Consider the following 25,966-nt stretch of genomic DNA (forward strand, 5'->3'; position numbering starts at 1 on the left):
GGCAGGCTGAAAACCACCGGGAGGACGCGATGACCACCGCAGCGAACGGGACAGCGGGGCCGGCGGTACGGGTCCGCTTCCTGGGCGACTTCGAGCTGACCGTCAACGGCACTCCCGTCCAGCGCTGGCGGGCCGGCAAGGCCCGTGGCCTGTTCCAGTACCTCGTGGTCCACCGCGGCCAGATGCTCACCCGCGACCGGCTCTACGCCTCCCTGTGGCCCGGCGCCGACGCCGCCGCGGGCAGCTCCCTCAAGGTCGCCGCCCACGCACTGCGCCGGGTGCTCGACGCCCACCCCGACCGCCCCGGCGACTCCGGGATCCGGCTGGTCTACCGCGACTTCGGCTACGTCCTGCACATCACGGGGCTCTGGTCCGACCTCGACCGCTTCCAGGAACTGGTGCACACCGGGCTCCGGGCCGCCGCGGCCGGCGACGCCCCGCTCGCCCGCACCCGGCTGCGGGCGGCACTCGCCCTCTACGGCGGCGAGTTCCTGCGCGGCGAGAGCGCCGACTGGGTCGTCGAACAGCGCGAGTACCTCAGGGCGCTCGCCCTGCGGGCCCTGGGCGTACTGCGCGCCGACGCCGAGGCCCGCGAGGACTTCGTCGAGCTCATCGAGGTCTGCAGGCGCACGCTGGAGATCGACCGCCACCACGAGGAGACCTACCGCGCACTGATGACCGCGCACGGCCGACGCGGTGAACTGGCCTGCGTACGACGCTGGTACGAGCTGTGCGCCCGCCGGATGCGCGACGAGCTGGCCGTGGCACCCGAACCGGAGACCCAGCGGCTGCTCGCCACCCTGCTCCCGGCCGCCGCCCGCGCCGTCGCTCCCACCGCCTCCGCCGGGACCGGAGCCCCGCCCGCCACCGTCCGTGCGCTGCGGCCCGCGGCCCGCCGGGCCGGGACCCCCGCGTGGAGCCCGGACGCCCGTACGACCGTCCTGGCCCGCCCCGTACGGCGGGCCAGGCCCGACAACCGGGCCGCGGCCGCCCTGGCCCGCGCGGCCGACCAGGCGACCGCGTGACACCGACCCAGCTGTTCAGCGAGCCCGTGATTCCGTGACCGAGTGAGGACCCCACCGTGACCGTGCTGACCGTGCCGACCGAGCCACAGGACTCCAGACCGACCGGGGTCGAGCCCGATGCGGCGGCCCTGCCGCCCCGTTACACCGACCAGTGGATCGGCGGCGCCTGGGTCGCCTCCGACGCCGACGGCCGCCTGGTCGTCACCGACCCCGCCACCGAGCGCGCCCTGGCCACCGTGCCCGCGGGCACCGCCCGGGACGCCGACCTCGCCGCGCGCGCCGCCGCGGCCGCGTTCCCGCGCTGGGCCGGCACCCCGCTGCGCGAGCGCACCGCACTGCTGCGCCGGGTCGTCGAGGCCATGGAGGTCCGGGCCGACCGCTTCGCCGCGATCATCACGGCCGAGGTGGGGGCGCCCGCCCGGATGGCCCGCCAGACCCATGTCGGGCTCTCCCTCGGCATGGCGGCGCACTGCGTCGAGACCGCCGCCTCCTACACCTTCGAGGAGCGCGTCGGCCATTCCCTCGTCGTGCGCGAGGCCGCCGGAGTGGCCGCGTGCGTCACCCCGTGGAACACCCCCCTGCTGCTCACCGTGCAGAAGATCCTTCCCGCGCTCGCCGCCGGCTGCACCGTCGTGCACAAGCCGAGCGAGATCACCCCGCTGCACGCCCGGCTGCTCGCCGAGGCGATCGCCGAGGCCGATCTGCCGCCCGGCGTCTTCAACATGGTGGTCGGCACCGGCGCCGCCGTCGGCACGGCACTCGTCACCCACCCGCTGGTCGACGTGGTCTCCCTGACCGGTTCCACCCGGGCCGGCCGCGAGGTCTCCGCACTCGGCGCCGACGGCGTCAAGCGCGTCCACCTCGAACTCGGCGGGAAGAACGCCAGCCTGGTCCTCGACGACGCCGACCTCGCCGCGGCCGTGGCCGCCACCGTCGACCAGATGCTCTTCAACACCGGCCAGACCTGCCTGCAGTGGAGCCGTCTGCTGGTGCCCCGGGACCGGCAGGACGAGGCCGTGCGGCTCGCCGGCGAGGCCATGGCCGGGTACGTGACCGGGGACCCGCGCGACCCCGCCACCGACCTCGGCCCGCTGGTGTCCGCGGCCGCGCACGCCCGCGTCACCGGCCACATCCGGCGCGGCATCGACGAGGGCGCCGGCCGCCTGGTCCGCGGCGGACCCGACCGGCCCGCCGGCCTGGACACCGGCTACTACGTGCAGCCGACGATCTTCGCCGACGTGGACCCGCTGAGCACCATCGGTCAGGAGGAGATCTTCGGGCCGGTGCTCTCCGTCATTCCCTACGACGACGAGGACCAGGCGGTCCGGATCGTCAACGGCACCCGCTACGGGCTGCACGGCGCGGTCTGGTCCGGCGACGGCGCCCGCGCCGAACGCGTCGCCCGGCGCTTCCGCTCCGGCCTGGTGGACGTGAACGGCGGCCAGTTCAACCCGGCCGCCCCGTTCGGCGGGTTCAAGCAGTCCGGGATCGGGCGCGAGTGCGGCGCCGCCGGACTGGAGGCCTTCCTGGAGACCAAGTCGATGCAGCTCCCGCAGGGCGCGGGGAGCCAGGTGGTCGGCCCGCGGCTGCGGGCCACCGCGGCCGCCCGCCCCGCGGACACCGAGAGGAACGACGGATGACCGACCGGCACGCCGAGTCCGCCGGGGCCACCGCCCCGCGCGTACCGGCCGACGACGCACCGCCCCGCGCGGCCCGGGCGGAACCCGCCCCCGCCGGACCGGCCGACGGCGCACTCCCGCCGCTGTTCGCCCGCCTGGAACGGTGGACCCGCGAACAGCCGAACGAGACCGCCGTCAAGGCCCTCGACGGCACCCTCACCTACGCGGCGCTCACCGCCCGCACCGCCCGGTACGCCACCGCGCTCGCCGCAGCCGGAGTCGGCCCCGAGACCTCCGTCGGGCTGCTGCTCGGCCGGTCCCGGGAGAGCGTGCCCGCCCTGCTCGCCGTCTGGAGCCTCGGCGCGACCGCCGTCCCCCTGGACCCCGCGCATCCCGTCGAGCGCCTCGGCCGCGTCCTGCGCGACGCCGGAGCCGGCGTACTGGTCGCCCCCGAACTGCCCACCGGGCTGGAGCCCGGCGGGATCACCCTGCTGGCCCCCGCCGACATCCGCCGCAGCGCCCCCGGCGCGCTCGCGGTGTCCGTACCCGCCCCCGACAGCTGCGCGTACCTCATCTACACCTCCGGAACCACCGGCCGCCCCAAGGGGGTCGAGGTCACCTACCGGGGCCTGGACACCTTCGTCGACGCCCTCGGCGGCCTCGGCCTGCCGCCCGGCGGGCTCGGCCTCAACGCCGTCTCGCCCGCCTTCGACGGCTGGCTCTGGTGCACCCTGCTCTACCTGACGCACGGCCAGGGCGTGGCCCTCGCCGACCTCTCCCTGGACGGGCTGCGCCAGGCCGCCGCAGAGGGCCGCGACCCCCTGCCCGCAGGCCTGCGCACCGTGTCCCTCACCCCGTCGCTGCTCGCGGCCCACGGCGGCGGCATCGACACCGCCGAGGTGGTCGTGGTTGCAGGGGAGGCATGCCCGGCCGCACTCGCCGAACGGTTCTCCCGTGGCCGCCGGCTGCTCAACGTCTACGGGCCGACCGAGGTGACCATCGCCGCGACCTGGGCCGACAGCCGACGAGGGGACGACGTGACCACCATCGGACGACCGCTGCCCGGCTACCGGGCCTACGTGCTGGACGAGGAGCTCCGCCCGGTGCCCGCCGGGGCCGAGGGCGAGCTCTATCTCGGCGGCCCCGCCGTCGCCCGCGGCTACCGGGGCCGTCCCGGACTCACCGCGAGCCGCTTCCTGCCCGATCCGTTCCAGGGCGGCGGCACACGTATGTACCGCACCGGGGACGTGGTCGTCCGCCGCCCGAGCGGCGAACTGGAGTACCGGGGCCGCCGCGACGACCAGGTGAAGATCCGCGGCCACCGCATCGAACTGGGCGAGGTGGAGCGGATCGCCGCCGAACTTCCCGAGGTCGTCGCCGCGGCCTGCTGCCCGCTCGCCTCCGGGCAGACCCTCGGCCTCGCCGTGGTCGCGGCCCCCGGCGCCGACCCGGCGGGCCTCGCCGCCCTGGTCGTGGAACGCTGCCGCAAGCAGCTGCCCGCCGCCGCCGTGCCCGGTACGGTCCGGGTGCTCGACCGGATCCCGACCCTGAGCACCGGAAAGGCGGACCGCGAGGCGCTGGCCAAGGCCCTGGCGGCGCCCGAATCGGCCGCCACCGCGCAGCCGGTGGCCCCGGGCGCCGGCGCGAGCACCAGCGAGCGCATCGTGATGGCCGTCTGGGCCGACGTGCTCGCCACCGAGATCCCCGGACCCGACGCGGACTTCTTCGATCTGGGCGGCCACTCCCTGGCCGCCGCCCGCGCCGTGTCGGAGCTGCGCCGCGTGACCGGACTGCGCGTCGGCCTCGGCGCGCTGCTGGCCGAGCCGACGGCCGCGCACGTCGCCGCCGAACTCGACCGGCTCGCCGCCGAGCGGGAGGCGTCCGCCGCCGAGACGGCCGAAGACGCCGCCGAAGGGGCCTGAGCCATGGGCGCCTGGATCTCCACCTGGACGAACGACCCCGCGGACGGGTCCCTGCCCGTCCTGCTCTGCCTGCCGCCCGCCGGGGCCGGCTGCCAGCAGTTCCGCTCCTGGCAGCCCGCGCTGGCGGGCACCGCCCAGGTGTACGGCGTACAGCTGCCGGGCCGGGAGAACCGCTGGCGGGAGCCGATGCCGGAGACCTTCGACGAGGCCGTCGAAGCCATCGCCGCGCAGTTGCGGGACATCGTCGCCGACGGCCGGCCGCTGATCGTCTTCGGTCACAGCTTCGGCGGCCTCCTCGGCTACGAGGTCTCCCGCCGGGTCCCCCCGCGGGCCCTGGTGGTCAGCGGCTGCCGGGCCCCCGGTCACTGGGACGGCGCCGGCCGCGGCATCGTCGACAACGGCGAGGAGCTGGACAAGCTCTTCGACACGGCCGACCTCGACCCCCGGCTCCTCGACGAGGACACCCGCGCCCTGATGGTCGCGATGCTCCGCAAGGACGCCCAACTCTCCCTGAGCTACGTCCACAAGCCGGGCGTGCGCCTCGGCATGCCCGTCCACGCCTGGGGGGCCGACGGCGACGAGACCGTCAGCTCCCGGGAGCTGGACGGCTGGGCCGCGGTCACCACCTCCGCCTTCACCCGGCACACCACCACGGGCGGCCACCACGCCGTACTGCGCCGCCCGCAGCCCGTACTGGACCAGCTGACCGCCCTGCTGCGCGGCGCGGGCGCCGATTCCCCCGCGCCCACCCCCACCACGACCACCCCCACCACGACCGCCCCCACCACGACCGACTCCTGACCGCCCGCCCGACCGCCCGTCCCGCCGCCCGTCCGAACCGCCCACACCCGCCCGAGTCCGGAGGACACCGTGCCCACCACCCACCAGGTTCTCGTGAACCACGAGGGGCAGTACGCGCTGTACCCCGCCACACGCGAGACCCCCGACGGCTGGACGCCCGCCGGGTTCGACGGCACCGAGGACGAGTGCGCCGGCTTCGTGGACGCCCAATGGCCCGACACCCGCCCGCTCAGCCTGCGAGGAGCCTGAGATGGAGATCGACCTGCTCGACCCGGGCCCCTTCGGCCGCAACGACTTCTGGCCCACCTTCACCTGGCTGCGCGCCAACTCGCCCGTCCACTGGCACCCCGAGCCCGGCAGCGACGACGGCGGCTTCTGGGTGCTGAGCCGGCACCGCGACATCAAAGAGGTCTACGCCGACAGCGACACCTTCAGCTCGGCCCGCGGGATGCGCCTCGGCAGCGACCCGGCGGCCGTCGCCGCCGTCGCCCAGCGCATGCTCATCGTCTCCGACGTCCCCCACCACACCCGCCTCAAGCGAGCCCTCCACCAGGCCTTCGGGCCGCAGCAGATGCCGCGCCTGGAGGCGATGGTCGAGAAGGTGGTCGGCGAGCTGGTGACCGAGGCCGCCGAGGACGACGAACTGAACTTCATCGACCTCGCCAAGCAGCTCCCCAACCGGGTCGTCTGCGCCATGATGGGCATCCCGCGCGCCGACTGGGCCTGGATCGGCGCCCTGACCACCGACGCCTTCGACTCCCCGGACGACGAGGTACGCACCAACGCGCACTCGGAGATCTTCCTCTACTTCATCGAACTGCTCGCCGAGCGCCGGGCACGCCCCGGCGACGACCTGGTCAGCCAGATAGCCCACGACACCCTGGTGGACGAGGGCGACGGCGTCGAACGGCCGCTCAGCGACCACGAGATCGTCTTCAACCTCAACGGGGTGCTCTCCGGGGCCAACGAGACCACCCGCTACTCGGCGGCCGGCGCGGTCCACATGTTCGCCGAACACCCCGACCAGTGGCGGCTGCTGCGAGGCCTCGGCCCAGGCGGCATCGCCCCGGCGGTCGAGGAGATCCTGCGCTGGACCACCCCCGGGGTGCACGCCCTGCGCACCGCCGTCCGCGACACCGAGATCAACGGGATCCCGGTGGCCGAGGGCGCCCGGGTGACGCTGTGGAACGTCTCGGCCAACCGCGACGAGGACGTCTTCGCCGACCCGCACTCCTTCCGGGTCGACCGCCGCCCCAACCGGCACGTCGCCTTCGGGCACGGCCGCCACCTGTGCCTCGGCGCGCGTCTGGCCCGGTTCGAACTCGGCGCCCTGCTCACCGAGATGCTCGGCGTGCTCGACGGCTTCGAACTGACCGGACCCGTCACCTTCAACTCCTCCAACTTCACCTGGGGGATCAACAGTCTCCCCGTGCGGCTGCTGCGCAGCCGAGCCTTCGCGAAGTAAGAAAGGGCCCGCACTGTGACCACCGCACTCGTCGACTTCAACCGTTCGGACGCCGCGTTCCCCACCACCGGGTATCCGGAGCTCCTCGCCGAACAGGCTGCCCGCACCCCCCGGGCCACCGCCCTCGCACAGGGCGACCGCCACTGGACCTACGCCGAACTGGAGGCCGCCACCAACCGGCTGGCGCACGCGCTGATCGCCCGCGGAGCCGCCGCCGGCACCCGCGTGGGCCTCTGCTACCCGCGCAGCGCCGAATACGTCATCGGCTCCCTCGCCATCCTCAAGACGGGCGCCGCGATCGTCGCCCTCGACCCGGTCAACCCCGACGACCGGCTCGCGGCGATGATCTCCGACGCCGCCCCGCTGCTGGTCCTCACCCCCGCAGACCTCGGCCGCCGGATACCCGAGGACGTCCCCCGGGCCGAGGTCGCCACGGCCGGGCAGGGGCAGCCGGACACCGCGCCCGCGGTCGTCACCGGACCCGACACCGTCAGCCACCTCATCTACACCTCCGGCTCCACCGGCACCCCCAAGGCCGTACTGGAGCGGCACGGCGCGCTCACCAACCTCGTGCACTGGACCACCCGCGCGTACGGGGTCCGCCCCGGCGACCGCGCCTCCTGGATGTCCACCCCCGGCTTCGCCGTCCAGATCATGGAGTGGCTGGCCTACCTGCCCGCCGGGGCGGCGATCCACATCCCCGAGGCCGGACAGGCGCAGACCCCCGAGCAGATCCGCGACTGGCTGGCCGGCGAGGGCATCACCCACACCATGCTGGTGGCGGCCCTGGCCGAGCCCGCGTGGGGCCTGGACTGGCCCGCGGACACCGCGCTGCGGATCCTGGTGACCACGGCCGAGCGCGTCCACAGCTGGCCGCCCGTCGACACCCCGTTCCGCGTCGTGATGACCTACGGCACCACCGAGACCACCAACGTCCTGTCCTGCCTGGACCTCGGCGCCGGTATCGACTTCACCAGCCAGGCCACCTCCGACGAGGTCCGCGCCACCCGCCAGGTCCCGGTCGGCGTGCCCATCGCCAACCTGCGCGTGCACCTCCTGGACGAGGACGGCAGCCCGGTGCCCGAGGGCGAGGTCGGCCGACTGCACGTCTCCGGCGCCGGCGTCGCCGCCGGCTACCACGGCCGCCCCGAGCTCACCGGCGCGAAGTTCCACCCCAACTTCGTCGCCGACGACCCGCACCCGGTGCTCTACGACACCGGCGACCTCGCCCGCCGCCGCGAGGACGGCGCCGTGGAACTCCTCGGCCGCTCCGACTCCCAGGTGAAGATCCGCGGCTTCCGCGTGGAGCTCGGCGAGGTGGAGACGCACATCGCACGGCTCGACGACATCGCCGAGGCCGTCGTCGTCACCCAGGAGCGCGGACCGGGCGACAAGCGGCTCATCGCCTACGTGTCCCCGGCCGGCGCGGCCGAACCGGACTCCGCCGCGGTACGCGCCGACGTGGCCCGCACCCTGCCCTACTACATGGTCCCCGCCACCGTCGTCGTGCTGCCCGTACTCCCGCGGCTGCCCAACGGCAAGGTCGACCGGCGCAGCCTGCCCGAGCCCCCCGAGGGCCGCGACGCGGTCGGAGCCGGCTACGAGGCCCCCCGCAACGAGGTCGAGGACGGCCTGAGCCGGCTGTGGGCCGAGGCCTTCCGCACCGACGGCGTCGGTATCCACGACAACTTCTTCGAGCTGGGCGGGCATTCGCTGCTGGCCTTCCAGCTGATCGACGAGATCCGCCGCCGCTACAGCGTCGAGCTCAGCCTCTCCGACCTCTCCACCTGCCCCACGGTCGCCGAGCTCGCCACCCTCGTCACCACCGAACGCACCGGCGGCCGCGGCTCCTTCGGCGGACTCCCCGCGATCGTCCCCGACCCCGCCGCCCGCTTCGAGCCCTTCCCGCTCACCGAGAGCCAGCAGGCGCTGTGGATCGGCCGCGGCGGGCTCGTCGAACTCGGCAACGTCGGCTGCCACGGCTACTTCGAGTGGGAGAGCGAGCAGCTCGACGTGGCCCGCTTCGAGGGCGCCTGGCGCCGGCTCGTCGAACGCCACGACGCGCTGCGCACCCGCGTCCTGCCCGACGGCACGCAGCAGGTGTTCGAGGAGGTCCCGGCGTACGAGATCCCCGTCACCGACTTCGGCGGCCTCGACGAGGAGACCCGGGGGGCCGAGCTGGCCGCGCTGCGCGAGCGGCTGTCCCACCAGGTCCTCGACGCCGACAGCTGGCCGCTGTTCGACGTACGGATCAGCCTCCTCGGCGGCGGCCGGGCCCGGATCCACCTCTGCCTGGACTTCCTCGTCGCCGACGCCTGGAGCTACTTCCAGGTCCTCATCCCGGACCTGGTCACCTACTACGTGGAACCCGGCGCGGAACTCGCCCCGCTGGAGCTGACCTTCCGCGACTACGTCCTCGCCGTCGGGAACTCGCTGCGCGACAGCGAGCTCTACCGACGCTCCGAGTGGTACTGGCGCGACCGCCTCGCCACCCTCCCGCCCGCCCCCGAGCTGCCGGAGCGCCCGGCCGACGCCCCCGAGCTCCCGGTCCGCTTCGAGCGCCGCAGCCATGTCGTCGCCCCGGAGCTGTGGACCCGGATCCAGGAGCGGGCGCACGCCCGCGAGGTCACCCCGTCCGGGGTGCTGGCCGCCGCCTACGCCGAGGTACTCGGCAGGGCCGCCGGACAGGCCCGGTTCACCATCAACTTCCCGCTGTTCAACCGCCTTCCGCTGCACCCGCAGGTCAACGCGCTGCTCGCGGACACCACGACCACCCTGCTGCTCGCCGTCGAACAGACGGACAGCACCTTCGCCGGACGGGCCCAGGCCGTCCAGCGCCGGCTCTGGGCCGACCTGGAGCACCGCTACTTCAGCGGTGTGCAGGTGCTGCGCGAGCTGACCAAGCTGCGCGGCTCCCTCGCCCCGGCCATGCCCGTGGTGATGACCAGCCTGGCCGGCCACCCGCCGCAGTACGAGGAGACCGAACTGGGCGCGCCCGTCTACGGCATCTCCCAGACCCCGCAGGTCTCCCTCGACTTCCAGGTCTTCGAGAAGCCCGACGGCCTCACCTTCAACTGGGACTTCCTGCCCGCCGTCTACCCCGACGGACTCATCGACGCCATGTTCGAGGAGTTCACCGGCCTGCTGGAGGCCCTCGGCGAGGACGAGGTCTGGGAGCGCCACTCCCCGCCGCCCGGCGACGAGAGCGCCGCCGCCGGAAAGGCGGAGGAGCGCGACACCGGTGACGCCTGGGAGCGGTACTGGGCCGGGATCCGGCGCACGGGCCGTGGCGGCGACGTCATCTGGGACGCCGACAGCGGCGAGGAGTTCCACTGGCTCCTGGGCCAGGCGCAGCGCCACTTCCGCAGCGGCCTGCCGGTCATCGACCTGGGCTGCGGCAACGGCCGCTACAGCCGCGAACTCGCCCCGCACTACCCCTCGGTCATCGGTGTCGACGTCTCGGCCAGCGCCATCGAGCACGCCAGGCGCGAGGCCGAGGGCGTGCCGAACGTCGACTACCTGGCGATCGACATGACCGACGCCGAGCAGGCCGCCGTCCTGGGGGAGGGGCCGTACAACATCTTCGTCCGTGGTGTCTTCCACGTCCTGGACAGCGACGCCCGGGCCCGCCTCGCCGCCGTCGCCGACCGCCTGCTCGGCAGCGAGGGCACGCTGATCGTCCACGAGCCCGACTACTCCAGCAACTCCTTCGGCTACCTCGGCTTCGTCGGCGGCAAGCGCGGCCGCGCCGAGGACCTGGTCGGCCCGCTGGAGGCGGCCGGTGTCCGGCACTCGCACCGCTTCACCCGGCCCGAACTGGCCGAGGCGTTCGGCGCGGACGCCTGGGAGGTCGTGGAGGACGAGGCGATAGAACTGCACGCGATCGACCCCCAGTCGGACTCCGACGCCCTGCGGCTGCCCGGCTACTACGCGGTGCTGCGCCGCAGGCACTGATGGCCGCTGCCGCACCGGCCGGTCTCGCGCTGGCCGGGCCGACCGGAGCGGTGCTGGCCGCGGCCGGGGACGTACGGGAGCTGCTGACCCGTACCGAACTGGACCGGGCCGGTACCCTCCGGTCGGCCGGCGACCGGGACGACTTCCTGGCCGCACACGCACTGGTCCGGCTCTGCGCCGGGCGGCTCCTGGGCCGCCCGGCGCAGAGCCTCACCGTCGTTCAGAGCTGTGGCAGCTGCGACCGGCCGCACGGCAGGCCGCGGCTCGTCGAGGCACCCGGTACCGGCGTCAGCCTCGCCCACGCCCGGGGCTGGGTCGCGGCCGCCGCGGCCCACGGCCCCGTCGGTGTGGATGTGGAGACGCTCGACGGCCACCCGCTGGACCAGCGGGTGGCCGAGGCCGTCTGCAGCGAGAAGGAACTGGCCGCCGTACGGGCGGACGACGACCCGCAGCGCGCCTTCCTGCGCCAGTGGGTACGAAAGGAGTCCCTGGTCAAGGTCGGGGCGGCCACGCTCGACACGGCGGCCGGCCTCGACCTTCCCGTGTACGGGCAGGAGCCGCCGCGCTGGCGCGGCTGGCGGCTGCTGGACTGGGGCGGTGAGCGGGCTGTCGGATGCGTGGCGGCCCGCGAGGAGATGCGGCTGCGGCTGCTCGGCTGAAAGACTGGACACGTGGAACGACGTACGACCGACCGACTGCTCAGGGCGCGCGCACAGGCGATCGGGGGCGAGGTCCGGGAGGATTCGGTCGCCGCCGTCCTCGACCGGGTGCTGGCCGTGCAGGCCCAGGACCTGCCCGCGGCGGAGCTCGGGCTCCGGGCGCGGGCCCGAGGGCTGACCCAGGAGGCGGTGCGCCGGGCCACCGACACCGAACGCACCGCCGTACGCGGCTGGTTCATGCGCGGCACCCTCCAGCTGGTGCCGGCCGCCGACGCCCGGTGGCTGCTCGCCCTCTTCGGCCCGGTCTATCTCGCGCTCGCCGCCCGGCGGCTGCGCGAACTCGGCCTCGACGAATCCCTGTGCACGCGCTCCGAGCGGCTCATCACCGAAGCGATCGACGGTGAGGGGCCGTTGACGCGCGCCCAGCTCACCGACCGGCTCACGACCCTCGGGGTGGAACCCAAGGGGCAGTCCGCCTTCCACCTGATCCGCCGTGCCGCACTGGCCGGCCGCATCTGCCACGGACCGCAGCGGGGCGGCGAGGCCACCTTCGTCCTCCTCGACGACTGGCTGCCCGCCACCGGCCCGGCGCCCTTCACCGGAGCCGCCGCCGAACGCGAACTCGCGCGCCGCTACCGCGCCGCATACGGGCCCTCCGACGCCCTGGACTTCGTCCACTGGTCGGGGCTGAAGGCCACCACGGGCAAGAACGCGTGGGCCGCCGTACGGGACACCGGGCCCGATCCGGTACCCGCCCCCGCGGACCCCGACGTACGCCTGCTGCCGGCCTATGACAACTACCTCGTCGGATACCGCAGCCGGGACCTGTCCGTGCCCGCCGAGCACGAACGCCGGGTGTGGCCCGGCGGCGGGCAGATCCGGGCCACCGTGCTGGTCGACGGCCTGGCCGTCGGCACCTGGGCGGGCGGGCGCCGCGGAGCACCGGTGACGGTCGAACCCTTCCCGGGGGCCGAGCCCCACAGCCCCGCCGTGGCCGCCGGAATCGCCCGCGAGAGCGCCGACATCGCACGGTTCTCCAGCGGAACTCATCGCCTGTCTACAAGCGGTCTATAGTCCCGGAATTCATAACCGGCCCCTAACTCCGGGTCCCTAGCTTGAGTGCCGTCCGACAATTCCGTACCCAATCAGAAAAGGGCGTCGACATGGCACTCGGTCGGCATTCCGATTTCAATCGCCTGTGGTTCGGGCAGACCGTCAGCAACTTCGGCGACAAGATCTCCCTTCTCGCACTGCCGACCCTCGCGGTCGTGGTGCTGGACGGTGGAGCCTTGGAGGTCGGCGTGCTCGGCGCGCTGCGCTTCCTCCCGTTCCTGCTGCTCGCCCCGTTCGCGGGGCTCGTGGCCGACCGGGTCTCGCGGCGCACCGTCATGATCGTCGCCGACCTGGGCCGCTTCCTGGCCCTCGGCACGATTCCGCTGGCGTTCGCCCTCGATTCCGTCAGCATGACCCACGTCTACATCGTGGCCGCCCTCACCGGTATCCTCACCACCTTCTTCGAGGTCTCCTACCAGTCCTGGCTGCCCCAGCTCATCGGCACCGAGAACCTCATCGAAGGCAATACGAAACTCCAGATCAGCCGAAGCGTCGCGGAAGCGGTCGGGGCCGGCGCCGGTGGCGCGCTCATCCAGGTCCTCGGCGCCGCCCGCGCCATCACCGCCGACGCGTTCACCTTCCTCATCTCGCTGCTCGCCCTCCTCGTCATCCGTCACCGGGACGTGCGCGAGCGGACCGAGGAGCGCAAGGCCTCCGCCAAGGCGGAGATGAAGGAGGGCATGAAGACCCTCTTCGGCAACCCGGTCCTGCGCGGCCTGTTCACCGCCAACGTCGTGGTCAACCTCGGTGCCGCGATGGGTGACGCCCTCCTGATCGTCTACGCCTACAAGGTGCTGGACCTCAGCCCCGGCCAGGTCGGCATCGCCTTCGCCGTCATGTCGGTCTTCGTCATCGTCGGCGCGGTGCTCTCCGAGGTGGTCTCCAAGAGCCTCTCCGTGGGCCGCCTCCTGGTGATCACCGCAGTCGTCCTCGGCGCCGGCTACATCCTGATCCCGACGGGCGGCGCGGTCGGCGGCTTCCTCGGACTGATCGTGGTCCAGGCCGTCATCGGCTTCGTCTCTCCGATGTTCGACATCCACGTCCTCAGCCTCGTCCAGGGGGTCACCCCGAACGAGCAGATGGGGCGCGTCAGCGGCACCGCGCTCTCCGCGGTCTACGGCGCCCTGTCCCTCGGCTACTTCGCAGGCGGGGCGCTCGGCGAGGGCATCGGACTGACCGGCGGCCTCGCGGTGGCCGGCGCCGTCACCATCGTCGGCGGCCTGACCCTGCTGGGCGGCCCGGTGTCCAAGATCAAGGAAATGCCCGTCGGCGACAGCGCCGGCGAGGAGGCCCCGGCCGCGGACGAGGCCAGGATCACTGCCTGACCGGCACACCAGGGGGAGCGGGAGTGGGTGCCTGCCGAACGGCACCCACTCCGCACCGCGCCCCACCCCGTACGTCCGCGCCGGGACCCGCACGTACACCCGCACCCGGACGCACACCCGTACCCACCCGCACACCCAGCGCCGCGCACCCCGCGGCGCCACGTCGCCGTATCCCTCTCCCGACTCCCGAAGACGCACGGAGGCTCAAGGTGAGCGAGTCCCTCGCCGAACGCATAGCCGCACTGCCGAAGTCCCGCCGGGCACTGTTCCAGGCCCTGACCGGCCGGGGCGGCGGGCGCGCCGCCGTACGGGAGGACCCCGATCCGGCACCCCGTAACCCCGCCGAGCCGCCCGTGCTCTCCTTCGCACAGCGCCGGCTCTGGTTCATCGACCAGCTGCAGCCCGGGAGCCCCGCCTACAACGTGCCGGTGGCCACCCGCATCCGCGGCCCGCTCGACGTCCCCGCCCTGCACGCGGCCCTCCAGGACATCGTGGACCGCCACGAGGTGCTGCGGACCGTCTACACCTACCAGGAGGGCGCCACCGAGGCCGTGCCCCGCGTGGTGGACGGCTACCGGCTGCCCCTGCCGCTGACCGAACTCCCCGACGAGGCGGCCGCCCGGCCGTTCTACGACGCCGACGCGGGCGCCCCCTTCGACCTGGCCGGCGCCGTCCCGCTGCGGGCCCGGCTCGGCCGGATCGGCGCCGAGGACCACGTCCTCGTCCTCAACCTGCACCACATCGTCACCGACGGCTGGTCCATGCGCGTCCTCTACTCCGAACTGGAGCGCGCCTACGCCGCCCGCACCGGGGCACCGGACGAGGCGGCGCCCCCGCTCGTCCTCCAGTACGCCGACTTCGCCACCTGGCAGCGGCGCCGCGTCAGCGGGGACCGGCTGGAGAGCCTCACCTCCTTCTGGCGGGAGGAGCTGGGCGGCGCCACCCCGGTGGACCTGCCCACCGACCGGCCCAGACCACCCGTCTTCGGCCACGCGGGCGCCTCCCGCTACATCGACCTCCCGCCCCGGCTCATCGCCCGGCTGCGGGAGTTCGGCAAGTCCGAGGGCGCCACCCTCTACATGACGATGCTGGCCGGCTTCGCCGCCACCCTGCGCCGCTGGACCGGCCAGGAGGACATCGTCGTCGGCACCTCGGTCTCCGGCCGTGACCACCCGGCCTTCGGCGAGCTCATCGGCTTCTTCGTCAACACCCTGCCGCTGCGCATCCGAACCGGCGGCGACCCCGGCTTCGCCGAACTGGTCCGCGCCACCCGCCACACCACGCTCCAGGCGTACGCGCACCAGGAACTGCCCTTCGACCTGATCGTCGACGCCCTCGGACTGCCCCGCGACCCCAGCCGGCCGCCGCTCACCTCCGTGATGTTCCTCCTCGACGAGACCCCGGACACCGCGCCGGGCCTCGCGGGCGTCGCCACCGAGCCCATCGACTTCTCCTCGCACGCCACCAAGTACGACCTGATGATCAGCGTCCACGACACCGGCACCGCGGTCCGCGCCCTCGTGGAGTACCCCACCGCCCTGTTCGACGCCGCGACCGTGGACCGGCTCCTCGGCCACTTCCTCACCACCCTGGAAGGGGCCGTCGACCGCCCGGACGCCCCGCTGTCGGCGCTGCCGCTGCTCACCGAGGGCGAGCGCCGGGCCGCCCTGGACGACTGGAACGCCACCCGCGCCCCCTTCCCCCAGGACGCCTGCCTGCACGAACTGTTCGAGCAGCACGCCGACCGGCGGCCCGACGCGCCCGCCGTGATCCTCGGCGGACTCGGCGGCTGGAACATCACCTACCGGGAGCTGGAGGAGCGCGCCAACCGGCTCGCGCACCGGCTCGCCCTGGCCGGCGCCGGCCCCGACCGGACCGTGGCCCTGTGCCTGCGCCGGGGCCCCGCACTGGTCACCGCGATCCTCGCCGTCCTCAAGGCCGGCGGGGCATACGTCCCCCTCGACCCGGACTACCCGGCCGAGCGCCTGGCGCTGCTGCTGCGGGACTCCGCGCCGCCCATCGTCGTCTCCGACGCGGAGCTGATCGGCCGGCTGCCCGTCCCCGACGGCACCGACCGGGTGCTGCTCGACGCCGATCGGGCCGCACTCGCCGAACTGCCCGCGACCCGGCCGGCCGTACCCGTCACCTCCCGGGACCTGGCCTACGTCATCTTCACCTCGGGCTCCACCGGCACCCCCAAGGGCATTGCCCTGGAACACCGCGGCGTGGTCAACAACATCCTCGACCTCAACCGCTCCTACGGCATCGGGCCCGGCGACTCGGTCCTCGCCCTGTCCTCGCCCAGCTTCGACATGAGCGTCTACGAAACCCTCGGCATCCTGGCCGCGGGCGGCACGCTCGTCCTGCCCGACCCGGCCGCCGCCAAGGACCCGGCCCACTGGGCCGACCTCGTCGACCGGCACGGCGTCACCGTATGGAACTCGGCCCCGGCCCTCCTCGGCCTCCTCACCGACCAGCTCGAACACGCCGACGGGCCCCGCCTGCCGAAGCTGCGCACCGCGTTCCTCGGCGGCGACTGGATCCCCGTCACCCAGCCCGACCGGATCCGCGCCTTCGCGCCCGGCCTGTCCTTCGTCGCGCTCGGCGGGGCGACCGAGGCCTCCATCCACTCGGTGGAGTTCCCCGTCGGCCGGGTCGATCCGCAGTGGACGAAACTCCCGTACGGGCGGCCCATGGCCAACCAGCTCACCTACGTCCTCGACCCGCACGACCGCCTCGTCCCCGTCGGCGTCCCCGGTGAACTCCACCTCGGCGGCGTCGGCCTGGCCCGCGGCTACCTGGGCCGGCCCGAACTGACCGAGGAGAAGTTCGTCCGGGTCGAACTGGAGCCCGGTCGCACCGAACGGCTCTACCGGACCGGCGACCTGGCCCGCTACGGCGCCGACGGCACCATCGAACTCCTCGGCCGCACCGACTTCCGGATCAAGCTCAACGGCCTCCGCATCGAGCCCGGCGAGGTCGAGAGCGCGCTGCGCGAGCGCCCCGGGGTCCGTGAGGCCGTCGTCGCGGCCCGCCGCACCGCAGGCTCCGACCGGCTCGTCGGCTACGTGGTGCCCGAGGGGGGCGCGGACCTCGACCCCGCGGCCCTGCGCACCGCCCTCGCCGCCGTCCTGCCGCCGCACTGCGTCCCCGCCGAGCTGGTCCTGCTGGAGCGGCTGCCGCTGAGCCCCAACGGCAAGGTGGACCGGGGCGCACTGCCCGACCCGCGCCCCACCGCCCCCGCACCCGCGCCCGACCGGACCACCGCCGCGCCCGCGGACGGGGACCCCGTCGCCCTGCGGATCGCCGCCGTCTGGGCCGAGGTGCTCGGCGCGGCGGACGTCGCGCCCGACGACGACTTCTTCGCCCTCGGCGGGGACTCCTTCGCCGCCGTGCGCGCGGTCCGAGCCGTCGCCACCGCCGTGGCGGACGGCGGAGCCGCCGCCCTGCGCGTCGTCGACCTCTTCAGCAACCCGACCCCGGCCGGGCTGGCCGCCCGGATCGCCGAACTCGCGGGAACGGGCGCGGGTGCGGGGGCGCAGCACCACCGGCTGCTGCACCGGCTCACCCCCGAACGCCCCGCCGGCACCACCTCGCTGACCCTCGTCTGCTTCCCGCACGGCGGCGGCGACGCCATCGCCTACCAGCCGCTCGCGGCCCAGCTCCCGCCGCACATCGAGCTCCTGGCCGTCTCCCCGCCCGGACACGACCCGCTGCGCCCCGGCCCGATGCTGCCGGTGCCCGAGTTCGCGGAACGCGCGGCCGAGGAGATCGCCCGCACCGTGCAGGGACCGTACGCGGTCTACGGCCACTGCGCCGGAGTCGTCACCGCGCTGGAGACCACCCACGTACTGGAACGGCTGGGGCAGCGGCCGATCGCCCTTGACCTCGCCGCGGCCCTCCCGGAGGAGGACCCCGAGTACGCCCTGGAGATGGAACGCGTCTCCGGCGACGACGACCTCGTCGCGTACCTCACCACGATGGACGGCTTCGACGGCGTCCTCGACGACAGCGACCTCACCGCGGTCCTGCGGATGGTCCGCCACGACATGACCGAGGCCGCCCGCTTCTTCGCCCGCACCCCGGCCGGCTACGACCGGCCCCTGACCACCCCCCTCACCTGCATCATCGGCGACGCCGACGACGCGACCGAGGGCTACGAGAACGGCTACCGCGCCTGGGGCCGGTACGCGGCCGACGTGCGCCTCGCCGTGATCCCCGGTGGCCGCCACTACTTCGCCAAGCACCTGCCCGACCGGCTCGCCGCTCTCCTCGCCGACCTGCACCGCAACGGAGGAACCCATGTCTGATCTCGCCGAACGGCTCGGCCGTCTGCCCCAGGGACAGCGCTCCCGGCTGCTGGGACGGATGCGCAACCAGATGACGGCCGGTGTGGGCCGCCGCATCGAGCTCACGCGCGCCGACCACGGACCCCGCTCCCGCTCCTCCTTCCAGCAGGAGCAGATGTGGTTCGTCGACAAGCTCGGCGCCGGCAAGGCCCGCAACAACATAGCCCTGGCCATAGGCCTGGGCGGCCCCCTCGACCGGGCCGCCCTGCACGAGGCGCTCAACGCCGTCGTCGCCCGCCACCAGGTGCTGCACAGCAAACTCGTCGAGATCGACGGAGTCCCCTGGCAGGAGCCCGTCCCCTCCTTCGTGCTCGGCGTCCAGAGCACCGACCTGTCCGGCAGCGAGGACGCGGACCGCGAACTGTCCGAGCTCACGGCCACCTGCGCCGCCGCCCCGTTCGACCTGGCCGCCGCCCCGCCCGTCCGCGCCCACCTGGTACGGCTCGCCGCGGACCGGCACGTCCTGCTCTGGGTCGTCCACCACATCGCCTGGGACCCCGGTTCGACCCGGATCTTCACCGAGGAGCTGACCTCCAGCTACGCGGCGGCCGCCGCGGGCAAGCGCCCCGAGGCCCCCCGGCTCGCCGTCGAGTACGCCGACTTCGCGGCCTGGCAGCGCGCCAAGCTGGAGAACGACGAGCACGGCCGGGCGCTGGCGGGCAAGTGGCGCCAGATCCTGGCCGGCGCCGTGGCCACCGAGGTGCTGCCCGACCACCCGCGCGGCCCGGAGACCCGCGGGGACGGCCGCGGTCTGAAACTGACCCTCGACCAGAAGCTGCTGGACCGCCTCACCGAGCTCGCCGACGCCAACAGCACCACCGTCTTCACCACCCTGCTCGCCGCGTTCAACGCGCTGCTGCGGCACTGGACCCGTACCGAGGACGTCGTCGTCGGCACGGCCAGTGCCTCCCGGCCGCACCCCGACCTGGAGCAGGTCATCGGCTGCTTCGTCCAGATGATCACCCTGCGGACCGAGGTCACCGACCGGCTCACCTTCCGCGAGCTGGTCGCCCGTACCGCGGCCTCCGTCATGGACTCCTTCACCAACAGTGAGCTGCCCTTCGAGCAGGTGGTCGAGGCCGTCCGCCCGGTGCGCGACCCGCTGCGCCACCCGCTCTTCCAGATCGAGTTCACCTCGCTCGGCCGCTGGGGCACCCACCGGGCGCAGGCCGCCGACGTCGAGTTCACCATGGACCAACTGCACGACGGCGCCGCCAAGTTCGACATGAGCTTCCTCGTCGGCGAGAACGACGGCCTGGAACTCTCCCTCGAATACAACACCTCCCTCTACCGGCACGGCACGGCCGGCGCCCTGCTCGCCGCCTTCCGCCGGGTGCTGGAGCAGGTCGCCGAGAACCCCGACCTCCAGGTCGGCGACATCAGCCTGGTCGAGGAGCCGGCCGCCTCCCGGCACGCCCGCGAGCTGTCCCGCGGCGGCCCGGTCGACGAGGCCGCCTGGACCACCACCCTGGACCGCGCCTTCCGCGAGCGGGCCACCATCCACCCCGACGCCGTCGCCGTCCACCACGGCTCCACCCGCCTCGACTACGCCGCGCTCGACCGCTGGTCCGAGGCCATCGCCCACCGGCTGCGCGACCGCGGGGTGCGGCACGGCGATCCCGTCGCCGTGTGCGTGTCCCGCGGCCCGGCCGCGGTCGCGGGGGTCCTCGGCGTGCTCAAGGCGGGCGCCCACTACATCCCGGTCGACCCGGCTGCCCCGGCCGAGCGGACCCGTACGGTCCTGTCCGACGCCAAGGTCAGGCACGCCCTCGTCGACGAATCCGCGCAGCTGCCGGTCCCGCTGGAGCTGGTGACCACCGGAACCGCGGCCCCCGTCCGGGAGGTTCCCTCCCTCGCGCCGACCTCCCACCCCGGCGACCTGGCCTACGTGCTCTACACCTCGGGCAGCAGCGGAACCCCCAAGGGGGTCATGATCGAGCACCGCTCGGTCACCCACTTCTCCCGCACCATCGCCAAGGCCTACGAGATCCGGGCCGAGGACCGGGTCCTGCAGTTCGCCCCGCTCACCTTCGACGTCTCCGTCTTCGAGATCTTCACCACGCTGCTCGCCGGCGGCTCGCTCGTCATCGCCACCGACGACGAGCGCCGCGACCCGGCTCTGCTGCAGACCCGGATGCGCGAGGACGCGGTCACCGTCGCGGAACTCCCGCCCGCACTGCTGCCGTTGCTCGACCAGGCAGCCCTGCCCGACCTGCGGCTGGTCTCCGTGGGCGGCGAGGCCTTCCCCGGCAGGCTCGTCGCCGAATGGACTTCGGGGGAGCGCAGGTTCGTCAACGGCTACGGCCCCACCGAGGCGACCGTCGCCGTCACCCTGATGGACTGCACCGGCAGCTACGACCGCAACCCGCCGATCGGCCGCCCCATGCCCGGCCACCAGGCCTTCGTCCTCGACGAGCGGCTGCGCCCGGTACCGCCCGGCGTGCCCGGTGAACTCTGCGTCGCCGGACCCGGCGTGGCCCGCGGCTACCTCGGCCGCCCCGACCTCACCGCCGAGCGCTTCGCCGACAACCCCTTCGCGGACGGCCCCGAGACCGAGCGCCTCTACCGCACCGGCGACCTGGTCCGCTGGCTGCCCGGCGGCAACCTGGACTTCCTCGGCCGCACCGACCGCCAGCTCAAGGTGCGCGGCCACCGCATCGAGCCCGGCGAGGTCGAGTCCGTGCTCACCGGCCACCCGTCGGTGCAGCAGGCCGTGGTGGTGGCCCAGCCCGCCGCGGGCGGCGAGCGCATGCTGGCCGCCTACGTCACCGTGGAACAGGTGGGATCGTACGCATCCGAGGTCGCCGACGCCGAGGGCCTGCGCGCCTACGCGGCCGGCCGGCTGCCCGGCTACATGGTGCCGGTCGTCGTGGTCCTGGACGAGCTGCCCCTCACCCCGCACGGCAAGGTCGACACCGGCGCACTGCCCCAGCCCACCGAGCTGTCGGCAGAGGGCGGCACCGCACCCCGCGACGCCATCGAGGAGCAGATCTGCCGGGACATCCTCACCCCGCTGCTGGAATGGCAGAACCCGGACGTGGAGGGCGACTTCTTCGCCCTGGGCGGCAGCTCCCTGCAGGCCACCATCGTGGTCTCCCGGGTCCGCGCCCTCTTCGGCATCGACATCGCCCTCGCCGACTTCTTCGGCCGCCCGACCGTCTCCGGACTCGCCGAACTGGTGCGCGCCGCCAAGGCCGAGGCCGCCGGCGAACAGGACCGGCTGCTCGCGGTCTTCGAGCAGATCGAGAACATGAGCGACGACGAGGCCGCCGCCCTCCTCGGCTCCCTCCAGCACCCGGACGGCCCCTGATGGCCGACCCGGCCGGGTTCGAAGGAGCGCTCGCCGCGCTCCCCGAGGCGAAGCGCGAACTCGCCCGGCTGATGCTGGCCGCCCGGCAGCCCGTACCCGCCCACCCGGCCCCGCGCTCCGGCGCGGGGCCGGTCCCGCCCACCGCGCTCCAGTCCCGGCTGTGGCGGCGCGAGCGCACCCACCCGGCCGTCGCCACCGGTTCGCACGCCCTGCGGCTGACCGGCCCGCTCGACCCGCAGCGGCTCGTGGCGGCCCTCACCGGGGTGCTGCGCCGCCACGAGGCCCTGCGCACCCGGCTCACCGTCTCCACCGGCGGCCGGCCCCGGCTGCACGTGGACGAGGAACCGGTTCTGCGGCTCACCCGGGCCGACCTCTCGGGTTTCACCCCGCAGGCCGCGGCCGAACGCGTGGCCCTGCAGAGCACCGAGAGCGCCTCCACCGTCCTCGACCTGGAGAGCGGCCGCACCAGCGCGTTCCGGCTGCTGCGGCTCGCCCCCGACGAGCACGTCCTGATCCTCGCCTCCCACCTCGCGGTCTTCGACGGCTGGTCCTCGGGGGTCTTCCTCACGGACCTGGCCGCCGGCTACCGCGAGGGCCCGGCGGGCCCCAGCGGGTCGGCCCCGCCCGAACTCCAGTTCCCCGACTACGCCGACTGGCAGCACCGGTGGCTCGCCGGACCCGACGGCACCGCCGAACTCGCCCGCCGGCGGGCCGTGTTCGCCGCCGACCCGCCCGCACCCCGGGCGCCCGGCGGGTTCGAACGCGGCCACGTGCCCGTACGGCTGGCCCGCAGGCCGGTCGACGCAGGCCTCGAACTCGGCGCTGCCGAGGGGGCCACCCCGTTCATGACGCTCCTCGCCGCGCTGGCCGTCGTACTGGCCCGCAGGGAGGGCCGCCCCTCCCTGGTGATCGGCACCCCGGCGGCCGGCCGCTTCGCCGGGCCCCTCGAGGGCGCCGTCGGACAGTTCACCACCGTGGTGCCGATCCGGCTCGACCTCACGGGCGGCCCCACCTTCCGGGAACTGCTGCACCGCACCCGGGCCGCGGTGGCCGACGCCCTGGCCCACCAACGCCTTCCCGTCGACGTTCTGTTCGGTGAGGGGACGCCCCCGCCGTACAACGTCCTGTTCGCCCTCCACAACTACCCGGCGGTCCCCCTGGACCTCCCGGGCATCGAGGTCGGCCAGCTGCCCGGGCCGCCCGCCCGGCACCTGGAGCTCTACAGCCCCGACCCGGCCGCCGCCCTCGCCTGCATCGGCCTCGTGGAACGGGACGGCGAGATCGGCGGCACCGCCGAGTACAACCGCCACGCGGCCACGCCCGAGGACGTGCGAGGACTGCTCACCGGAATCGAGGACGTGCTGGACCGGGCCACCGCCGCGCCCGCATCCCCGCTCACCACCTAGGGAGTTGCCCGTGCTCACCACCGAGTTCTACCGCGCGCCCGCGGACTGCGGGCTCGTACGGAGCGGAGCCGACGTGCCCCGCACCCCCATGCGGGCCCTGCGCGAGGACATCCACGACATCCTGGTCTCCGCCCCCGTGGCCGAGGCCCGGCGCACCCGCGACCCCCGCCCCATCCACCGGGCCCTGGGCGAACAGGGCCTCCTCGCGCCCCAGTGGCCCGAGGAGTACGGAGGGCGCGGCATCAGCCAGGTCGCGGCCGCCGTCCTGGTCGAGGAACTGGCCATGCACGACGTGCCCGACCTGCTGCACACCCTCACCGTGCAGATCGTCGGATCCACCCTGCTCAACGTCGCGAGCCCGGCGATGAAGGCCCGGCACCTGCCGGGCTTCGCGGCCGGTACAGCCTTCGGCTGCGTCCTGTTCAGCGAACCCCAGGCCGGCTCGGACCTCAACATCCTCTCCACCCGAGCCGTTTCGGACGGCAGGGGCGGCTACAAGCTGTACGGCACCAAGGTCCACTCACTCTTCGCCCGGCTCGCCGACTACGGGCTGTGCCTGGCCCGCGGCGAGGACGACGCCTTCAGCCTGTTCCTCGTCCCCCTGGCCCAGCCGGGCGTCACCATCCGGCAGATCCCGGGCATGGGCGACGACGCCTTCCACGAGGTCACCCTCGACGGCGTGGCCGTGACCGCCGAGGACGTGGTCGGCGAGACCGGCCAGGGTTGGGCGATCGTCGTCAAGACCCTCGCCTTCGAGCGCACCGGACTCGACTACTACGTCAAGGCGCTGCGCTGGTACCGGGCGGCCGTGGAACGGCTGGAGGTCCACACCGACCGGCTGGAGGCCGGCCAGCACGACCAGATCGGCCTGGCCAAACTCAACGCCCGGCTGCTCGCGGCCGGCACGCTGGTCCGCCGCGTCCTCACCCGCCTCGACCGGGGCGAACTCAACGAGGACGAGGCCGCCGCCGCGAAGTGGTACACCACCGAGCTCGCGGCCGAGGTGGCCTGGTGGGCCGCGGAACTCGACGGCGACCGCAGCATGACCCTCGACGACCCCGAGGTCGACGGGGTGGCACACCCACTCGACGCGGCGTTGCGCGAAGCCCCGGGAATGCGGATATCGGGCGGCACCGCCGAAATGATGCTGGAGACGCTGGCCCGGCTGCGTCTCGACTCAGGTGCGGAGGTACGGCCGTGACATCACAGGCGGTAGGCGGGAACGGCACGGGCGGCCGGGGCGCGCCGGCGGTGCCCGAAAGGTGGCGGGAGCGGGAGGACGAGGACTCGCTGTTCCGGCAGCTCCGGCTCACCGTCCGCCAGGGCCTGGAGGTCGACGGGGACACCCCCGCCGGTGCCTGGGAGGCCCTGACCCAGGTGGGCGCCTGGGAGTTCGCCCTGCCCATCGGCAAGGACGGCCTCGACCTCGGCCAGGCCGTCATCGCCATGGTCTGCGAGGAGGCGGGCAACGCGATGCAGCCCGTCCCGCTGACCGACACCCTCCTCGCCCTGGACCTGGTATCCGGCCTCGGCCCCCTGGCCGCCGAGGCCACCGACGGCCTCCTTGACCGGGTACGGACCGGGGAGCTGGAGATCGCCGTGCCGGGCCGCCTGCCCGATCCGCGCGGCACCGTACCGCCCGGCCTCACCTGGAAACCGGACGGGGACACCGGCGCGGTCGTCCTCACCGGCACCGGCGGCCCCTTCGCCGCCGGCGTCGGGCCGGGCGCCCTGCTGGTCCTGGCCGGCGGTCCCGACGGCCCCTGCGTGGCACTCGTGGGGCTGCCCACCGAGGGAGTGGAGGTACGCCCGCTGCGCGACCACGGCGGCGGCGCCGTCGCCGGCGCCGTCTTCGACGAGGTGCGGCTGCCGGCCGGGGCGGTGCTGCTGCGCGGCCTCGCCGCCGAACGGGCCCTCGCCCGGGTGGGGCTGCGCGCCGCCGTCCACCAGGCCTCGCTGCTGGCCGGGATCACGGCGGCCGCCCTGACCGCGGTCGTCTCCCGGATCCGCGGCCGTCAGCAGTTCGGCCAGGCCCTGGTCAAACACCAGGGCCCCCGGCTGCGCGTGGCCGGCCTGCTGGCCCGCCTCGACGCCGTGCGCTGGGCCGTGGGCGATGCCGCCCGGGACCTCGACGAGGGCCGGCTCACCGTGGGGGAGGCCGCCGGACTGATCGCCCTCACGGCGGAGACCACCCTCGACGTGACACGTGACGCGGTCCATCTGCACGGCGCCTCGGGTCTGGTACGGGACGCCCTGGTGGCGGGCTGCTACCGGCGCGCGGCCTGGGAGGCCATGCGCTGCGGGCGTCCGGCCCAGCTGTGGGACACCGCGGCGCACACGCCCTGACCGGCACCGCACGAGGGAAGGGGCCCCCGCACCGCGGGAGCCCCTTCTGCGTTTCGGCCGGGACCGTCAGACCAGGTCGCGGCGCATGACCCAGCGGTGGCGCTTGTCGCTCTTGGCCTCGGTGCGGTGGACCCGGCGGAAGCCGGCCCGCTCGAACATGTCCATCGTCCCGACATAGGCGAGGGTCGGGTTCACCCGGCCGCCCTCCGGGTCCACCGGATACCCCTCGACGGCGGGCGCGCCATGGGACCGCGCGTGCTCGACGGCCCCCTCCAGCAGGCCCGAGGCGACCCCCTTGCCGCGGTACTCCTTGCGCACGACGAAGCAGGTCACCGACCACACGGGCAGATCGTCCACCGGTGTGATCGTCTTCGAGGAGGTCAGCCGGTCGAGCTGGCGGCGCGGCGCCACGTTGCACCAGCCGGCCACCTCGCCGTCCAGGAACCCGAGGACCCCGGGCGGCGGATCGGCCTTCTCCATGAGGCCGCGCAGGTGCTCGCCGCGCTCGTCGGCGGTGAGCCGCCCGTAGTCGCCCGTGGACAGCCGCCACGCCATGCACCAGCACGTGTGCGCGCTCTTCCTGGGCTGGAGCACCTGCTGGATGTCGTCCCACAGATCCGCCGTGGCGGGCCGTACTTCTAAGCTCATGCTGCTACTTCGCTCTCTTCCGCT

15 protein-coding genes and 1 pseudogene are annotated in these 25,966 nt (G+C 74.2%); 15 read left to right on the forward strand and 1 reads right to left on the reverse strand.

From position 1 onward, the window contains the following. The first annotated feature begins 29 nt into the window (after positions 1 to 29). The 15 genes and pseudogenes from OG373_RS33975 to OG373_RS34045 all read left to right on the forward strand — a co-directional run bounded on the left by OG373_RS33975 (position 30) and on the right by OG373_RS34045 (position 25,294). The gene (locus OG373_RS33975) at positions 30 to 1,025 is read left to right on the forward strand and encodes a BTAD domain-containing putative transcriptional regulator (protein ID WP_405442341.1); all 996 of its coding nucleotides are present in this window, start codon (positions 30 to 32) and stop codon (positions 1,023 to 1,025) included. Between the two features lie 128 nt (positions 1,026 to 1,153). After that, positions 1,154 to 2,665 carry an aldehyde dehydrogenase family protein gene (locus OG373_RS33980; RefSeq protein ID WP_405444298.1) on the forward strand — a complete coding sequence of 504 codons (1,512 nt, stop codon included), beginning with the start codon at positions 1,154 to 1,156 and terminating at the stop codon, positions 2,663 to 2,665. After that, a complete protein-coding gene (locus tag OG373_RS33985; protein ID WP_405442343.1) occupies positions 2,662 to 4,566 on the forward strand; it encodes a non-ribosomal peptide synthetase in 1,905 nt (634 codons plus the stop codon). The genes OG373_RS33980 and OG373_RS33985 overlap by 4 nt, the downstream gene beginning before the upstream one ends. A gap of 3 nt (positions 4,567 to 4,569) precedes the next feature. After that, positions 4,570 to 5,367: a thioesterase II family protein gene (locus OG373_RS33990; protein WP_405442345.1), complete on the forward strand. Its 798-nt coding sequence runs from the start codon at positions 4,570 to 4,572 to the stop codon at positions 5,365 to 5,367. A 66-nt stretch (positions 5,368 to 5,433) separates the two neighbouring features. After that, positions 5,434 to 5,616: pseudogene (locus tag OG373_RS33995) on the forward strand (MbtH family protein); the annotation flags it as partial. A gap of 1 nt (position 5,617) precedes the next feature. Then, positions 5,618 to 6,832, forward strand: a complete 1,215-nt coding sequence (locus OG373_RS34000; RefSeq protein ID WP_405442347.1) for a cytochrome P450 — start codon at positions 5,618 to 5,620, stop codon at positions 6,830 to 6,832. A gap of 15 nt (positions 6,833 to 6,847) precedes the next feature. Then, positions 6,848 to 10,786, forward strand: coding sequence for an amino acid adenylation domain-containing protein (locus tag OG373_RS34005; protein ID WP_405442349.1), 3,939 nt, complete (start codon positions 6,848 to 6,850; stop codon positions 10,784 to 10,786). Next, a complete protein-coding gene (locus tag OG373_RS34010; RefSeq protein WP_405442350.1) occupies positions 10,786 to 11,445 on the forward strand; it encodes a 4'-phosphopantetheinyl transferase family protein in 660 nt (219 codons plus the stop codon). The genes OG373_RS34005 and OG373_RS34010 overlap by 1 nt, the downstream gene beginning before the upstream one ends. Positions 11,446 to 11,457: 12 nt before the next feature. Then, on the forward strand, positions 11,458 to 12,519 hold the full coding sequence (locus OG373_RS34015; RefSeq protein WP_405442352.1) for a winged helix DNA-binding domain-containing protein: 1,062 nt from the start codon (positions 11,458 to 11,460) through the stop codon (positions 12,517 to 12,519). An 89-nt stretch (positions 12,520 to 12,608) separates the two neighbouring features. Further along, on the forward strand, positions 12,609 to 13,883 hold the full coding sequence (locus OG373_RS34020; protein WP_405442353.1) for an MFS transporter: 1,275 nt from the start codon (positions 12,609 to 12,611) through the stop codon (positions 13,881 to 13,883). Positions 13,884 to 14,092: 209 nt separating this feature from the next. Further along, entirely contained in the window at positions 14,093 to 18,193 is a 4,101-nt protein-coding gene (locus OG373_RS34025) for a non-ribosomal peptide synthetase (RefSeq protein ID WP_405442355.1), read from the forward strand. Then, entirely contained in the window at positions 18,186 to 21,542 is a 3,357-nt protein-coding gene (locus OG373_RS34030) for a non-ribosomal peptide synthetase (protein WP_405442356.1), read from the forward strand. Before OG373_RS34025 ends, OG373_RS34030 begins: the two co-directional genes overlap by 8 nt. Continuing rightward, complete coding sequence (locus OG373_RS34035; RefSeq protein ID WP_405442357.1) at positions 21,542 to 22,948, forward strand: condensation domain-containing protein; 1,407 nt, start codon at positions 21,542 to 21,544, stop codon at positions 22,946 to 22,948. Before OG373_RS34030 ends, OG373_RS34035 begins: the two co-directional genes overlap by 1 nt. A gap of 10 nt (positions 22,949 to 22,958) precedes the next feature. Beyond that, positions 22,959 to 24,149, forward strand: coding sequence for an acyl-CoA dehydrogenase family protein (locus OG373_RS34040; protein ID WP_397734044.1), 1,191 nt, complete (start codon positions 22,959 to 22,961; stop codon positions 24,147 to 24,149). Continuing rightward, the gene (locus tag OG373_RS34045; RefSeq protein ID WP_405442359.1) at positions 24,146 to 25,294 is read left to right on the forward strand and encodes an acyl-CoA dehydrogenase family protein; all 1,149 of its coding nucleotides are present in this window, start codon (positions 24,146 to 24,148) and stop codon (positions 25,292 to 25,294) included. The genes OG373_RS34040 and OG373_RS34045 overlap by 4 nt, the downstream gene beginning before the upstream one ends. A gap of 66 nt (positions 25,295 to 25,360) precedes the next feature. On the opposite strand, the gene OG373_RS34050 is transcribed toward OG373_RS34045, so the two are convergent. Beyond that, on the reverse strand, positions 25,361 to 25,942 hold the full coding sequence (locus tag OG373_RS34050) for a GNAT family N-acetyltransferase (RefSeq protein WP_189966505.1): 582 nt from the start codon (positions 25,940 to 25,942) through the stop codon (positions 25,361 to 25,363). Between the last annotated feature and the right edge of the window lie 24 nt (positions 25,943 to 25,966).

The sequence above is a fragment of the Streptomyces avidinii genome, assembly GCF_045161815.1.
Classification (GTDB): Bacteria; Actinomycetota; Actinomycetes; order Streptomycetales; family Streptomycetaceae; genus Streptomyces; species Streptomyces avidinii.

Coding starts and splice junctions, on each gene's coding strand:
- OG373_RS33975 (WP_405442341.1), top strand. CDS start 30: ATGACCACCGCAGCGAACGGGACAGCGGGGCCGGCGGTACGGGTCCGC.
- OG373_RS33985 (WP_405442343.1), top strand. CDS start 2,662: ATGACCGACCGGCACGCCGAGTCCGCCGGGGCCACCGCCCCGCGCGTA.
- OG373_RS33990 (WP_405442345.1), top strand. CDS start 4,570: ATGGGCGCCTGGATCTCCACCTGGACGAACGACCCCGCGGACGGGTCC.
- OG373_RS34000 (WP_405442347.1), top strand. CDS start 5,618: ATGGAGATCGACCTGCTCGACCCGGGCCCCTTCGGCCGCAACGACTTC.
- OG373_RS34010 (WP_405442350.1), top strand. CDS start 10,786: ATGGCCGCTGCCGCACCGGCCGGTCTCGCGCTGGCCGGGCCGACCGGA.
- OG373_RS34020 (WP_405442353.1), top strand. CDS start 12,609: ATGGCACTCGGTCGGCATTCCGATTTCAATCGCCTGTGGTTCGGGCAG.
- OG373_RS34030 (WP_405442356.1), top strand. CDS start 18,186: ATGTCTGATCTCGCCGAACGGCTCGGCCGTCTGCCCCAGGGACAGCGC.
- OG373_RS34035 (WP_405442357.1), top strand. CDS start 21,542: ATGGCCGACCCGGCCGGGTTCGAAGGAGCGCTCGCCGCGCTCCCCGAG.
- OG373_RS34050 (WP_189966505.1), bottom strand. CDS start 25,942: ATGAGCTTAGAAGTACGGCCCGCCACGGCGGATCTGTGGGACGACATC.